Origin of the sequence: Pseudomonas cuatrocienegasensis (assembly GCF_900110925.1) — a bacterium.
GTDB lineage: Bacteria > Pseudomonadota > Gammaproteobacteria > Pseudomonadales > Pseudomonadaceae > Aquipseudomonas > Aquipseudomonas cuatrocienegasensis.
Genome location: NZ_FOFP01000018.1, coordinates 31,392 through 44,792, shown reverse-complemented (window position 1 = coordinate 44,792; position 13,401 = coordinate 31,392). Strand labels below are relative to the sequence as shown.

13 protein-coding genes are annotated in these 13,401 nt (G+C 63.2%); 10 read left to right on the top strand and 3 right to left on the bottom strand.

Translation table 11 applies throughout. From position 1 onward, the window contains the following. Positions 1-86 precede the first annotated feature (86 nt). The 9 genes from pdxA (at position 87) to BMW49_RS20240 (ending at position 10,663) form a co-directional block, all read left to right on the top strand. The gene (gene pdxA / locus BMW49_RS20280) at positions 87-1,088 is read left to right on the top strand and encodes a 4-hydroxythreonine-4-phosphate dehydrogenase PdxA (RefSeq protein WP_069520858.1); all 1,002 of its coding nucleotides are present in this window, start codon (positions 87-89) and stop codon (positions 1,086-1,088) included. A gap of 245 nt (positions 1,089-1,333) precedes the next feature. After that, a complete protein-coding gene (gene rsmA, locus BMW49_RS20275; RefSeq protein WP_069520860.1) occupies positions 1,334-2,137 on the top strand; it encodes a 16S rRNA (adenine(1518)-N(6)/adenine(1519)-N(6))-dimethyltransferase RsmA in 804 nt (267 codons plus the stop codon). A gap of 38 nt (positions 2,138-2,175) precedes the next feature. Continuing rightward, the gene (gene apaG / locus BMW49_RS20270) at positions 2,176-2,556 is read left to right on the top strand and encodes a Co2+/Mg2+ efflux protein ApaG (RefSeq protein ID WP_069520862.1); all 381 of its coding nucleotides are present in this window, start codon (positions 2,176-2,178) and stop codon (positions 2,554-2,556) included. Positions 2,557-2,888: 332 nt separating this feature from the next. Continuing rightward, positions 2,889-3,713: a symmetrical bis(5'-nucleosyl)-tetraphosphatase gene (locus tag BMW49_RS20265; protein WP_069520864.1), complete on the top strand. Its 825-nt coding sequence runs from the start codon at positions 2,889-2,891 to the stop codon at positions 3,711-3,713. After that, positions 3,710-4,039 carry a thiosulfate sulfurtransferase GlpE gene (glpE, locus tag BMW49_RS20260; protein WP_069520866.1) on the top strand — a complete coding sequence of 110 codons (330 nt, stop codon included), beginning with the start codon at positions 3,710-3,712 and terminating at the stop codon, positions 4,037-4,039. The genes BMW49_RS20265 and glpE overlap by 4 nt, the downstream gene beginning before the upstream one ends. Before the next feature lie 436 nt (positions 4,040-4,475). Continuing rightward, positions 4,476-6,398 carry a PrkA family serine protein kinase gene (locus BMW49_RS20255; protein WP_069520868.1) on the top strand — a complete coding sequence of 641 codons (1,923 nt, stop codon included), beginning with the start codon at positions 4,476-4,478 and terminating at the stop codon, positions 6,396-6,398. Positions 6,399-6,497: 99 nt separating this feature from the next. Next, complete coding sequence (locus BMW49_RS20250; protein WP_069520870.1) at positions 6,498-7,769, top strand: YeaH/YhbH family protein; 1,272 nt, start codon at positions 6,498-6,500, stop codon at positions 7,767-7,769. Then, positions 7,766-9,337: a SpoVR family protein gene (locus tag BMW49_RS20245; protein ID WP_069520872.1), complete on the top strand. Its 1,572-nt coding sequence runs from the start codon at positions 7,766-7,768 to the stop codon at positions 9,335-9,337. The genes BMW49_RS20250 and BMW49_RS20245 overlap by 4 nt, the downstream gene beginning before the upstream one ends. 78 nt (positions 9,338-9,415) lie before the next feature. Continuing rightward, complete coding sequence (locus BMW49_RS20240; RefSeq protein WP_069520874.1) at positions 9,416-10,663, top strand: multifunctional CCA addition/repair protein; 1,248 nt, start codon at positions 9,416-9,418, stop codon at positions 10,661-10,663. 134 nt (positions 10,664-10,797) lie between these two features. On the opposite strand, the gene folK is transcribed toward BMW49_RS20240, so the two are convergent. Both folK and folB read right to left on the bottom strand, forming a co-directional pair. Beyond that, the gene (gene folK, locus BMW49_RS20235) at positions 10,798-11,331 is read right to left on the bottom strand and encodes a 2-amino-4-hydroxy-6-hydroxymethyldihydropteridine diphosphokinase (protein WP_069520876.1); all 534 of its coding nucleotides are present in this window, start codon (positions 11,329-11,331) and stop codon (positions 10,798-10,800) included. Beyond that, positions 11,322-11,678 (bottom strand): dihydroneopterin aldolase, encoded by a 357-nt coding sequence (gene folB, locus BMW49_RS20230; RefSeq protein ID WP_069520878.1) that lies wholly within the window; start codon positions 11,676-11,678, stop codon positions 11,322-11,324. The genes folK and folB overlap by 10 nt, the downstream gene beginning before the upstream one ends. Before the next feature lie 73 nt (positions 11,679-11,751). On the opposite strand from folB, the gene plsY reads away from it, so the two are divergent. Next, positions 11,752-12,321: a glycerol-3-phosphate 1-O-acyltransferase PlsY gene (gene plsY / locus BMW49_RS20225; protein WP_069520880.1), complete on the top strand. Its 570-nt coding sequence runs from the start codon at positions 11,752-11,754 to the stop codon at positions 12,319-12,321. Positions 12,322-12,329: 8 nt separating this feature from the next. Here the strand turns inward: plsY and tsaD are convergent, their stop codons facing one another. Beyond that, complete coding sequence (tsaD, locus tag BMW49_RS20220) at positions 12,330-13,355, bottom strand: tRNA (adenosine(37)-N6)-threonylcarbamoyltransferase complex transferase subunit TsaD (RefSeq protein ID WP_069520882.1); 1,026 nt, start codon at positions 13,353-13,355, stop codon at positions 12,330-12,332. Positions 13,356-13,401: the final 46 nt, after the last annotated feature.

Here is a 13,401-nt window from a genome sequence, read left to right as displayed (position 1 = left end):
ACCGTCGCTCCGCACTCAATCGCCAGACCCCCGCCTTCACCACACAACACCGCTACAATGACCGCTCAGTTTTTCGGAGCCTCGCGATGAGCCGCACACCTGTTTTTGCCCTGACCCCTGGTGAACCGGCCGGCATCGGCCCTGACTTGTGCCTGCTGCTGGCGTGTGATGCACAGCCCGCCGCTCTGGTGGCCATCGCCAGCCGCACATTGCTGGCTGATCGCGCCACACAGCTGGGCCTGCAAATTGAATTGCTCGACGTCCCCCCCGGCCAGTGGCCCAGCCAGCCGGCAGCGGCCGGCAGCCTGTACGTCTGGGACACTCCCCTGGCCGAGCCAGTCGTCGCGGGTCAGCTGGATGTCGCCAATGCCGGCTACGTGCTGCAGACCCTGACCCGTGCGGCCGAAGGCTGCATGACGGGCGACTTTGCCGGAATGATCACCGCCCCGGTGCACAAGGGTGTGATCAACCAGGCCGGCATCGCGTTTTCCGGGCACACCGAGTTCCTCGCTGACCTTACCCAGACACCACAAGTGGTGATGATGCTGGCCACTGAAGGCCTGCGTGTGGCCCTGGTGACCACCCACCTGCCACTCAAGGACATCGCCGCCGCCATTACCGAAGAGCGCCTGATCCGGGTTACGCGCATTCTTGCCCATGACCTGCGCAGCAAATTCGGCATCGCCCAGCCGCGCATTCTGGTCTGCGGGCTCAACCCCCACGCTGGTGAAGGGGGTCACCTGGGCCGCGAAGAGATCGAAATCATCGAGCCAACCCTGGCACGCCTGCGTGAAGAAGGCATCGACCTGATCGGCCCACTGCCGGCCGACACCCTGTTTACTCCCAAGCACCTGGAGCACTGCGATGCGGTCCTGGCGATGTACCACGACCAGGGCCTGCCGGTGCTCAAGTACAAAGGCTTTGGCGCGGCGGTGAACATCACCCTGGGCCTGCCGATTATCCGCACCTCGGTCGATCACGGCACCGCCCTCGACCTGGCCGGCAGTGGCAACGTCGACAGCGGCAGCCTCAAGGTGGCGCTGCACACCGCCTATGCGATGGCAGCCAGCCAGCAACCAGCACACTAAGAGCAACGTCCTCGCAAACTGCTTCGCTGCGTTAAAGCTTCGCCCCAGGGCAGGCTTCTACGCAGCGAGCGGTGCAGCGAATGGCTCAGCGGGGAAGCGCGCGCCGCGTCACAAACACAATGGCAACAACCCCTGCGGCCTGCGAACAGCACCACGCGAGGTCGGCTTGCCCTACCAATGCTGCTAAACTTCCGTTCTTTTGTATTCGCTTCGGGCCCGTGCCGCGAAGCGTGGAGCTGCCTTCGATGTCCGAGTACCAACACCGCGCGCGCAAGCGCTTTGGCCAGAACTTCCTGCATGACGCCGGGGTGATCCACCGCATTCTGCGCGCCATCCATGCCCGCGAAGGCGAGCGCATGCTGGAGATCGGTCCAGGCCAGGGCGCCCTGACCGAAGGTTTGCTGAGCAGCGGCGCCGAGCTGGACGTGATCGAACTCGATCGCGACCTGGTGCCCATCCTCAATCACAAGTTCGCCGGGCAAACACGCTTTCGCCTGCACCAGGGCGACGCCCTGAAGTTCGATTTCAACAGCCTGCAACCGGCGCCACACAGCCTGCGCGTGGTCGGCAATCTGCCGTACAACATCTCCACCCCGCTGATCTTCCACCTGCTCAACAATGCAGGGCTGATCCGCGACATGCACTTTATGCTGCAAAAGGAAGTAGTCGAACGCCTGGCCGCCGAGCCGGGCGGTGGCGATTGGGGCCGGCTGTCGATCATGGTGCAGTACCACTGCAGCGTGGAGCACCTGTTCAATGTCGGGCCGGGCGCCTTCAACCCACCGCCCAAGGTCGACTCGGCCATCGTCCGCCTGACCCCCCATGCCGTGCTGCCGCACCCGGCCAAGGATCATCGTCTGCTCGAAACCGTGGTACGTGAAGCCTTCAACCAGCGCCGCAAGACCCTGCGCAACACGCTCAAGGCCCTGCTCACGGCCGAGCAGATCACCGCCGCCGACGTAGACGGCAGCCTGCGTCCCGAACAACTGGACCTGGCCGCGTTTGTGCGCCTGGCCGATCAACTCGCCGACCTGCAGACGCCCGCATGAGTGCCCCGCGCCTGATGCCTCAGCCAACCGAGTAACCTATGCCTGATACCCGCTACCAGATCGACGTCAGCGTCACCACCCGCTACCTGCCCGAGCAGTCTCAGCCCGAGCAGAACCGCTTCGCCTTCGCCTACAGCATCGACATCGCCAACCTCGGCGACGTGGCTGCCAAACTGCTGTCACGGCACTGGCTGATCACCGATGGTGATGGTCGAGTGCAGGAAGTGCGCGGGGCTGGCGTGGTCGGCCAACAGCCACTGATCGCCCCCGGCGCCTGCCACAGCTACAGCAGTGGCACGGTAATGGCGACGCGGGTGGGCACCATGCAGGGCAGCTACCAGATGCTGGCCGAAGACGGCACCCACTTCGAAGCCACCATCGCTCCCTTTCGCCTGGCAGTGCCGGGTTCGCTGCACTAGGGCCTGATCCCGTTTCGTTCACGGCCGCGCCGGAGCCAGTTTTTGCGCGGGGCAAGGCATGAGGAGAGAAATTTGTTCAGCACATCCATGTGCTTCACCCCTTCGGGGCTAACGCGCAAAAACGCTCCAGGCGTTTTTGTGGTTATTCCAAATGAACGACGAGCAACGCAGCACCGCGCAAAAACTGGCCCGGCCCTTCGGGTTGCGCGGAAAATGGCACCATGCTGCGTTGCGAGGCTTGGTAAGGGAACGACCATTACCTGCGCCTCACGCCTTGCCTGGTGCCATTTTTCGCAGCAACGCGGCTCGCGACGAAACGGGATCAGACCCTAATGGCCACCTATGCCGTCGGTGACCTGCAGGGCTGCCTGGAGCCCCTGAAGTGCCTGCTGGAGCGCGTGCACTTCGACCCGGCGGTCGATCGCCTGTGGCTGGTGGGTGACTTGGTCAACCGTGGCCCGCAGTCCCTGGAAACCCTGCGTTACCTGTACCGCATGCGCGATGCCCTGACCTGTGTGCTGGGCAACCACGACCTGCACCTGCTGGCCGCGGCGCATAACATCGAGCGCCTGAAAAAAACCGACACCCTGCAGGAAATTCTCGACGCCCCCGATCGCGCCGACCTGCTCGACTGGCTACGTCGGCAGAAATTGCTGCACTACGATGTCGAGCGCAACATCGCCATGGTGCACGCCGGCATTCCTCCGCAATGGAGCCTGCAGAAAGCCCTGCGGCGTGCCGCCGAAGTCGAGGAAGCCCTGTGTGATGATGCCCGCCTGCCGCTGTTCCTCGACGGCATGTACGGCAACGAACCCGCGCGCTGGGAGGGTAGCCTGCGTGGCGTCACCCGGCTGCGGGTCATCACCAACTACTTCACGCGTATGCGCTTCTGTACCGCCGACGGCACCCTGGACCTCAAGAGCAAGGAGGGCGTCGGCACCGCGCCACCCGGCTATGCCCCCTGGTTCAGCCACCTGAGCCGTCGTACCCGGGTCAACAAGATCATATTCGGCCACTGGGCTGCCCTGGAAGGTCAGTGCGACGAGCCAGGAGTTTTCGCCCTCGACAGCGGCTGCGTCTGGGGCAACCATATGACCCTGATGAACATCGACAGTGGCGAACGTCATACCTGCGACTGCCATGAGGAGCGCCCATGAGCGAATTCAAACGCATTGCCCCCCAACAGGCCCAGGCCCTGCGCGAGCTGGGTGCGGTCGTGGTCGACATCCGCGACCCGGCCAGCTTCGCCGCCGGCCATATCAGCGACTCACGTCACCTGGACAATCAGTCGCTGCATGCCTTTATCCGCGAGGCCGATCTCGACCAACCGCTGATCGTCGCCTGCTACCACGGCAACTCCAGCCAGAGCGCGGCCGCCTACCTGGTTGGCCAGGGTTTCAGCGACGTCTACAGCCTGGACGGCGGCTTCGAGCTGTGGCGCGCCACCTTCCCGGACTTGACGGCCCGAGTCGAGCACGAATAAAAATATTACTCCGTAGACTCCCACCAACAGGCTGTTGAAAAACCTAGGCGAGGCAGGCAGGACAAGGCCTAGGCGGCCCCGCAAAACAGCCAAAAGCGCAGTTTACGAGCTGTAAATGAGCATTTTGAGGCTGTTTTTAACGCAGTATTGCCAACGCAGGTAGTTTTTCAACGGCCTGTTAATCCTGGCCCGGACGGGAGTTTACTGAACCAGCAACATCCTGTTAACGCCATACGGTCCTTGACCCTGCCCATAAGCAACTATCCTTAGATCAGGCCATCCAAAACCAGGTAGAGTCGGGTAACCGGCAGCCGGGCCATTCGGTACGATCATTAGGTGTTCTGGGGGATTTATCGGCATCGTTGCCCGCACGGGCGGCGGCCAGACACCCGTGATCGAAGCCCTGCCGGCTCTACGCATCGAGCGAGGTGAAGTCATGAGTATTTTCAGCCACTTCCAACAGCGTTTCGAGGCGACCCGCCAGGAGGAGTACTCGCTGCAGGAGTACCTCGAACTGTGCAAGCAGGATCGCCATACCTACGCCACCGCTGCCGAGCGTCTGCTCCAGGCCATCGGTGAGCCCGAGCTGCTCGACACCTCCGCTGACTCGCGGCTGTCGCGGATCTTCTCCAACAAGGTGATCCGTCGCTACCCAGCGTTTGCCGACTTCCACGGCATGGAAGAGTGCATCGACCAGATCGTCTCCTACTTCCGCCATGCCGCTCAGGGCCTGGAAGAGAAGAAGCAGATCCTCTACCTGCTCGGCCCGGTCGGCGGCGGTAAATCCTCGCTGGCGGAAAAGCTCAAGCAACTGATGGAAAAGGTGCCGTTCTACGCCATCAAGGGCTCGCCGGTGTTCGAGTCGCCTTTGGGCCTGTTCAACCCGGCCGAGGATGCGGCCATCCTCGAAGAGGAATACGGCATTCCGCGGCGCTACCTGGGCAGCATCATGTCGCCCTGGGCGACCAAGCGCCTGGCCGAGTTCGGCGGCGATATCAGCCAGTTCCGGGTGGTCAAGCTCTACCCCTCGATCCTCAATCAGATCGCGGTGGCCAAGACCGAGCCGGGGGACGAGAACAACCAGGACATCTCCGCCCTGGTCGGCAAGGTGGATATCCGCAAGCTTGAGGAATTCCCGCAGAACGACGCCGACGCCTACAGCTATTCCGGGGCACTGTGCCGGGCCAACCAGGGCCTGATGGAATTCGTCGAGATGTTCAAGGCGCCGATCAAGGTACTCCACCCCCTGCTCACCGCGACTCAGGAAGGCAACTACAACAGCACCGAAGGCCTCGGCGCGATCCCCTACAGCGGCATTCTGCTGGCTCACTCCAACGAGTCGGAGTGGCATAACTTCCGCAACAACAAGAACAACGAGGCGTTCATAGACCGCATCTACATCGTCAAGGTGCCCTATTGCCTGCGTGTCAGCGATGAGATCCGCATTTACGACAAGCTGCTGATCAGCAGCTCCCTGGCCAAGGCCCATTGCGCGCCTGACACCCTGAAGATGCTCGCCCAGTTCAGCGTGCTGAGCCGCCTCAAGGAGCCGGAGAACTCCAACATCTACTCGAAGATGCGCGTCTACGACGGTGAGAACCTCAAGGACACCGATCCCAAGGCCAAGTCGATCCAGGAATACCGCGACAGCGCCGGCGTCGACGAAGGCATGAACGGCCTGTCTACGCGCTTCGCCTTCAAGATCCTCTCCAAGGTCTTCAACTTCGACCCCCACGAGATCGCCGCCAACCCGGTGCACCTGTTGTACGTGCTGGAGCAACAGATCGAGCAGGAACAGTTCCCGGCGGAAACCCGCGAGCGCTACCTGCGTTTCATCAAGGAATACCTGGCGCCGCGCTACATCGAATTCATCGGCAAGGAAATCCAGACCGCCTACCTGGAGTCCTACAGCGAGTACGGGCAGAACATCTTCGACCGCTACGTGCTGTACGCCGACTTCTGGATTCAGGACCAGGAATACCGCGACCCGGAAACCGGCGAAATCCTCAACCGCGTGGCCCTCAACGAGGAGCTGGAGAAGATCGAGAAGCCGGCTGGCATCAGCAACCCGAAGGATTTCCGCAACGAGATCGTCAACTTCGTGCTGCGCGCCCGCGCCAACAACAACGGCAAGAACCCTACCTGGCTCAGCTACGAGAAGCTGCGCGTGGTGATCGAGAAGAAGATGTTCTCCAACACCGAGGACCTGCTGCCGGTCATCAGCTTCAACGCCAAGGCCAGCAAGGAGGACCAGCAAAAACACAACGACTTCGTCACACGCATGGTCGAGCGCGGCTACACCGACAAGCAGGTGCGCCTGCTGTCCGAGTGGTATCTGCGGGTTCGTAAATCGCAGTAAGAGCAGCGGCAAGCCACAAGCTTCACGCGACAAGCAGGCGTCACCGGCGCTTCACTTGCAGCGTGCAGCTTGCGGCTTATAGCTGCCCCGGAGGGGCTTATGAGCTATGTGATCGACCGGCGTCTGAACGGCAAGAACAAGAGCACGGTAAACCGTCAGCGGTTCCTGCGGCGTTACCGTGACCACATCAAAAAGGCCGTGGAAGACGCGGTCAGCAAACGCTCCATTACCGACATGGAGCACGGCGAGCAAATCAGTATTCCCGGCCGCGACATCGACGAGCCGGTGCTGCACCACGGCCGCGGTGGCCGGCAGACCACGGTGCACCCCGGCAACCGCGAGTTCACCACGGGGGATCGCATTCCCCGCCCGCAAGGCGGTGGCGGCGGCAAGGGCGCGGGCAAGGCGGGCAACTCCGGGGACGGCATGGATGAGTTCGTCTTCCAGATCACCCAGGAGGAGTTTCTCGATTTCATGTTCGAGGACCTCGAGCTGCCCAACCTGGTCAAGCGTCAGCTGACCGGCGTCGAAACCTTCAAGACCGTGCGCGCCGGCATCAGCAATGAAGGCAACCCCGCGCGCATCAACATCGTCCGCACCCTGCGCTCGGCCCATGCCCGGCGTATCGCCCTGTCCGGCTCCAGTCGCGCCAAACTGCGCGAAGCCCAAGCCGAACTGGAGCGCCTGAAACGCGAGGAGCCGGATAACTTCGGCGATATCCAGACCATCGAGGCGGAAATCGAACGCCTCAGCGCGCGCATTCATCGCGTGCCCTTCCTCGACACCTTCGACCTCAAATACAACCTGCTGGTCAAACACCCCAAGCCCAGCTCCAAGGCCGTGATGTTCTGCCTGATGGACGTTTCCGGCTCCATGACCCAGGCCACCAAGGACATCGCCAAGCGCTTCTTCATCCTCCTTTACCTGTTCCTCAAGCGCAGCTACGAGAAGATCGACGTGGTGTTTATCCGCCACCACACCAGTGCCAAAGAGGTCGACGAGGAAGAGTTCTTCTACTCCCGCGAAACCGGCGGCACCATCGTCTCCAGCGCCCTCAAGCTGATGCAGGAGATCATGGCCGAGCGCTACCCGGTCAACGAGTGGAACATCTACGCCGCCCAGGCCTCCGACGGCGACAACTGGAACGACGACTCACCGATCTGCCGCGACATCCTGACCAAGCAGATCATGCCGTTCGTGCAGTACTTCACCTATGTCGAGATCACCCCGCGCGAACACCAGGCACTGTGGTTCGAGTACGAAAAGGTCTGTGAGTCCTTCGCCGACACCTTCGCCCAGCAACAACTGGTGTCGGCCGGGGACATCTACCCGGTGTTTCGCGAACTCTTCCAGCGGAGGCTCGCCACATGAGCAAGCGTGAGGGCGCCCATCTGCGCCAACCCCTGTCGACCGGCTCGGAATGGACCTTCGAGCTGATCCGCGCCTACGACAAGGAAATCGGCCGGCTCGCCGAGCGCTATGCGCTGGACACCTACCCCAACCAGATCGAGGTGATCACCGCCGAGCAGATGATGGACGCCTACGCCTCGGTCGGCATGCCCCTGGGCTATCACCACTGGTCCTACGGCAAGCAATTCCTCGCCACCGAGAAGGGCTACAAGCGCGGGCAGATGGGCCTGGCCTACGAAATCGTGATCAACTCCGACCCCTGCATCGCCTACCTGATGGAAGAAAACACCATCTGCATGCAGGCCCTGGTGATCGCCCACGCCTGCTACGGCCACAACAGCTTCTTCAAGGGCAACTACCTGTTCCGTACCTGGACCGATGCCAGTTCGATCATCGATTATCTGGTGTTCGCCAAGCAGTACATCACCCAATGCGAAGAGCGCCACGGCATCGACGCGGTGGAGGACCTGATCGACTCCTGTCATGCCCTGATGAACTACGGCGTGGACCGCTACAAACGCCCCTACCCGATTTCCGCCGAGGAAGAACGGCGGCGCATGAAGGACCGCGAAGAGCACCTGCAAAAGCAGATCAACGACCTGTGGCGCACCATCCCGAAAAGCGCCAGCAAAGGCGGCGACAAGGACAACAAGCGCTTCCCCGCCGAACCCCAGGAAAACATCCTCTATTTCCTGGAAAAACACGCGCCCCTGCTGGAGCCCTGGCAGCGCGAGATCGTGCGCATCGTGCGCAAGATCGCCCAGTACTTCTACCCGCAGCGCCAGACCCAGGTGATGAACGAAGGCTGGGCGACCTTCTGGCACTACACCCTGATGAACGACCTGTACGACGAAGGCCTGGTCACCGACGGCTTTATGATGGAGTTCCTCCAGTCGCACACCAGCGTGGTCTACCAACCGGCCTTCGACAGCCCCTACTACAGCGGCATCAACCCCTACGCCCTGGGCTTTGCCATGTACCGCGACATCCGCCGTATCTGCGAGGCGCCCACCGAAGAGGACCGCCACTGGTTCCCGGACATTGCCGGCAGCGACTGGCTCAGCACCCTGAAATTCGCCATGAACAGCTTCAAGGACGAAAGCTTTATCCTGCAGTACCTCTCACCCAAGGTGATCCGCGACCTCAAGCTGTTCAGCGTGCTCGACGACGACCAGAAGGACGAACTGAGCGTGCCGGCGATCCATGACGAAATCGGCTACCGCGCCATCCGCGAGACCCTGGCCGCGCAGTACAACCTGGGCAACCGCGAACCCAATGTGCAGATCTGGAGCATCGACCGTCGCGGCGACCGCTCGCTGACCCTGCGTCACCAGCAGCACGACCGCAAACCCCTGGGCGCCTCCACCGAGGAAGTGCTCAAGCACCTGCATCGCCTCTGGGGCTTCGACATCCACCTGGAAACCCTGCAAGGCGATCAACTGGTCAATACCCACCATGTCCCGCCGCGGGCCGACAGCAGCCCAGACGGCGACTACCCGCGTCTGGATCTAATCATCCCGCCGATCTGAGCGCCGGGCCCACCAGGGCCCGCCGCGCTACACCTGTACAGGGCACAACCGGTATCCTCTGCGCCAACGGAGGTAACCATGCAGATTTATAGAGTGGGCGGCGCCGTGCGCGACCGCCTGTTGCAGCGCCCGATCACCGAGGTGGACTGGGTGGTGGTCGGCGCCACGGCCGAGCAGATGCAGGCCCTGGGCTATCGCCCGGTCGGCGCGGATTTCCCGGTGTTCCTGCACCCGCAGACCGGCGAGGAATATGCCCTGGCACGCACCGAGCGCAAGAGCGGCCGCGGTTATGGCGGCTTTACCTTTTACGCCAGCCCCGATGTCACCCTGGAAGACGACCTGATTCGCCGCGATCTCACGGTCAATGCCATGGCCGAAGATGACCACGGCCAAGTCATCGACCCGCATGGCGGCCAGCGCGACCTGCAGGCGCGCCTGCTGCGCCATGTCTCCCCAGCGTTCGCCGAGGACCCGCTGCGCGTCTTGCGCGTAGCGCGCTTTGCCGCGCGCTATGCCCCCCTGGGCTTTCGCGTTGCCGATGAAACCCTGGCGCTGATGCGCGAGCTGAGCGAGTCAGGCGAACTGAGCGCGCTCACCCCTGAACGCAGCTGGAAGGAAATCTCCCGCGCCCTTATGGAGCCGCGCCCGGATGTGTTTATCGAGGTGCTGCGCGCCTGCGGCGCCCTGGCGGCGCTGCTGCCGGAAGTCGACGCGCTGTTCGGCGTGCAGCAACCGCCGGCCCATCACCCGGAAATCGACACCGGCGCCCATGTGCTCGCCGTGCTGCGCCAATGTGCCGAGCATGCGCAGCCGCTAGAGGTGCGCTGGGCCTGCCTGCTGCATGACGTGGGCAAGGGACTCACACCCGAGGCTGAGTGGCCCCGGCATATCGCCCACGAACACCGGGGCGTACGCCTGATACAGGCCATCAACGAGCGCTGCAAGGTGCCGCGTGACTGCGCCGAACTGGCGCTGCTGGTGGGCGAGTTTCACACCCACGGCCATCGCGCCCTGGAGCTCAAGGCCTCGACTTTGCTTGAGCTGCTGCAACGCTTCGACGTCTACCGCCGCCCGCAGCGCTTCGAGACCTTCGTCGCCGCCTGCGAGATGGATGCCCGCGGCCGCACTGGCCTCGAGCAGCGCGACTACCCCCAAGCCGCCTACCTGCTCGGCGCCGCCGATGTGGCGCGCCAGGTCGCAGTCAAACCCTTGCTGGAGAAGGGCTTCAAAGGTGCAGAGCTGGGCGAAGCACTCAACCGCGAACGCCTGCAAGCGCTCAAAGCCTACAAGGCCCTTAAGAGCGTGCCTGGGCCGGATCGCGAATAAATTCGCTCCTACAGGTTTTGTGTTGCGCCTGCATTCGGGCGACAGGCTGGTGGTTTTTTGTAGGAGCGAATTTATTCGCGATAGCGTCTGCACGATCTAAGCAAAATCGCCCGGATGGCACCCGCCACACCAGGCTACGAAGAATGCCCCTGCAGCAGCTCCGCCGGGGTCAACTCGCGATCACGCCACTGGAAGGCCACCGGTTGCAGTTGCTGATCGATCTGCGCCGCCTGCCACAAATCCGCAAAACTGCGCTGCTCACCCGGGTGCAGGCGCTCAGGCACCAGCAGCGCCAGCGGGCGCAACACGAAGGCATTACGCAGAATCTCCGCCCGCGGCAGGATCAACCCATCGAAGTTGCCGACCAGGTCGCCGTACAGCAGCACGTCGATATCCAGTGGCAAGCCCTTGCGGTCCGGTGCGTAGCGGCCGTTATCGGCCTCGATGAATTTCAGCCGGCGGTCCAGGTCGCGCAGCGATAACGCGCACTGCCCGGCCACTACCAGATTATAGAAAGGCCCACTCTTGATGCCGACCGCCTGGCTCTCGAACACCGGCGAGCAGCGCATGTCGGTCAGCAGCTCGGCCAGGGCATCGAGCCCGGCGCACAAATGGGGTTCGCGCTCGATATTGCTGCCGAGCCCGAGCAGAACCGGGGTCAGCGACATCCGCGCTCGATCTCCACGCCGACACCGCCACGGGCAGCCGGCACGGCACCCGGCTTGGTCAGTTTCAGCCGCAGCCAGGGAATCTGGAACTCGCTCATCAGCACCGCAGCCAGACGTTCGGCGAAGGTTTCCACCAGGATAAAGCTCGAATCCGTAGCGAAGGCCTGGATCCGCGCGGACACCGCAGCGTAGTCCAGGGCCTTGCTCAGGTCATCGTCGACCGCCGCCGCGCGGTTGTCCCAGGCGAACTGCAGGTCAAGGCTCAGGCACTGGCGGATGGTCCGTTCCCAGTCGTAGGCACCAATCACCGTATCGACTTCCAGACCCTGAATAAAGACTGTGTCCAAGCACGCTCTCCACGGCACGACAAGGGCGTCGCACCTCGTTAGAATCGGCCATCCCATGCCCGGAATGGTTACCATGTTTTGGTTGCTGGCGATCCTCGCCTACCTGCTCGGCTCCCTGTCCTTCGCCATCCTGCTCAGTCGCCTGGCCGGGCGTGCCGACCCGCGCATCAGCGGTTCGGGCAACCCCGGCGCGACCAACATGCTACGCGTCGCCGGTCGCAAGCTGGCGATTCTCACCCTGCTCGGCGACCTGCTCAAAGGCCTGCTGCCGGTACTGCTGGCCAAACTGCTCGGTTTCAGCCTGCAACAACAAGCCTGGCTGGGCCTGGCAGCGGTGATTGGTCACCTCTACCCCCTGTACTTCCGCTTCCGTGGCGGCAAGGGTGTCGCCACCGCTGCCGGCATGTTACTGGGGCTTTACCCGCCAGCAGCGCTGCTGGCCATCGCCGCCTGGCTGTTGACCTTCATCATGACTCGCACCAGCTCCCTCGCGGCGCTGATCGCCACGCCGCTGACCCTGCCACTGCTGGCCTGGCAGCAACCGGCTGCCTTGTTGCCGATGTGCGTGCTCTGTGGGCTGATCGTCTGGCGCCACCGCAGCAATCTACGCGACCTGTTCGCCGGGCGGGAACGACACTTCTAACCAGCGGTTCACAGTGCCGGCAACTGCTCCATCGGCCAGCGCGCCTGCACGCTGATGCTCAAATCTTCATGCTGGCCAGCCAGCAGACGCTGGCAACCGGCGTAGGCGATCATGGCGCCATTGTCGGTGCAGAACGCCGGACGTGCATAGAATACCTGCCCATTGATCGAGCCGAGCATCTGCTCCAGGGACTGCCGCAAGGCCTTGTTGGCGCTGACGCCGCCGGCGATCACCAGGCTGTTCAGGCCGGTCTGCTTGAGCGCGCGGCGGCACTTGATGGTCAGGGTATCGACCACCGCCTGCTGGAACGCGTGGGCCACATCGCAACGGGTCTGCTCGCTGTCGTCGCCGCTGGCCTGACACTGCTGCCAGGTGTTCAAAGTAAAGGTCTTGAGGCCGCTGAAGCTGAAGTCCAGCCCGGGGCGATCGGTCATCGGCCGGGGGAAGACGAAGCGCCCCGCCACACCGGCCTCGGCGATACGGGCGATCTCGGGGCCGCCGGGATACGGCAGGCCCATCAGCTTGGCAGTCTTGTCGAACGCCTCCCCAGCCGCATCGTCCAGGGACTCGCCGAGCAGTTGGTACTGGCCGATGCCATCGACGCGAACCAGTTGGGTATGGCCGCCGGAAACCAGCAAGGCGACGAACGGAAACGCCGGCGGTGTGGCCTCCAGCATCGGCGCCAGCAAGTGACCTTCCATATGGTGAACACCGAGCGCCGGCACGCCCCAGGCGAACGCCATCGCCTGGGCGCAGGACGCACCGACCAGCAACGCGCCAACCAGCCCGGGGCCGGCGGTATAGGCCACAGCGTCGATCTGCGCGGCCGTGCAGCCGGCCTCCTCGAGCACCTGGCGGATCAGCGGCAGCATGCGTTTGACGTGGTCACGCGAGGCCAGCTCAGGCACCACGCCGCCATAGACGCGGTGCAGGTCGATCTGGCTGAACAGGGCATCGGCCAGCAGGCCGCGCTCACTGTCATAGAGCGCGACACCGGTTTCATCGCAGGAGGTTTCCAGTCCCAGTACCAACATGGCGGTCGCCTTCATTCAAAAAGGGGGGCGTAATCACGCAAGCCGC

Excerpts from the sequence above, each read along its gene's own strand:
- pdxA (WP_069520858.1), top strand. The coding sequence starts at position 87 with ATGAGCCGCACACCTGTTTTTGCCCTGACCCCTGGTGAACCGGCCGGC.
- rsmA (WP_069520860.1), top strand. The coding sequence starts at position 1,334 with ATGTCCGAGTACCAACACCGCGCGCGCAAGCGCTTTGGCCAGAACTTC.
- apaG (WP_069520862.1), top strand. The coding sequence starts at position 2,176 with ATGCCTGATACCCGCTACCAGATCGACGTCAGCGTCACCACCCGCTAC.
- BMW49_RS20265 (WP_069520864.1), top strand. The coding sequence starts at position 2,889 with ATGGCCACCTATGCCGTCGGTGACCTGCAGGGCTGCCTGGAGCCCCTG.
- glpE (WP_069520866.1), top strand. The coding sequence starts at position 3,710 with ATGAGCGAATTCAAACGCATTGCCCCCCAACAGGCCCAGGCCCTGCGC.
- BMW49_RS20255 (WP_069520868.1), top strand. The coding sequence starts at position 4,476 with ATGAGTATTTTCAGCCACTTCCAACAGCGTTTCGAGGCGACCCGCCAG.
- BMW49_RS20250 (WP_069520870.1), top strand. The coding sequence starts at position 6,498 with ATGAGCTATGTGATCGACCGGCGTCTGAACGGCAAGAACAAGAGCACG.
- BMW49_RS20245 (WP_069520872.1), top strand. The coding sequence starts at position 7,766 with ATGAGCAAGCGTGAGGGCGCCCATCTGCGCCAACCCCTGTCGACCGGC.
- BMW49_RS20240 (WP_069520874.1), top strand. The coding sequence starts at position 9,416 with ATGCAGATTTATAGAGTGGGCGGCGCCGTGCGCGACCGCCTGTTGCAG.
- folK (WP_069520876.1), bottom strand. The coding sequence starts at position 11,331 with ATGTCGCTGACCCCGGTTCTGCTCGGGCTCGGCAGCAATATCGAGCGC.
- plsY (WP_069520880.1), top strand. The coding sequence starts at position 11,752 with ATGTTTTGGTTGCTGGCGATCCTCGCCTACCTGCTCGGCTCCCTGTCC.
- tsaD (WP_069520882.1), bottom strand. The coding sequence starts at position 13,355 with ATGTTGGTACTGGGACTGGAAACCTCCTGCGATGAAACCGGTGTCGCG.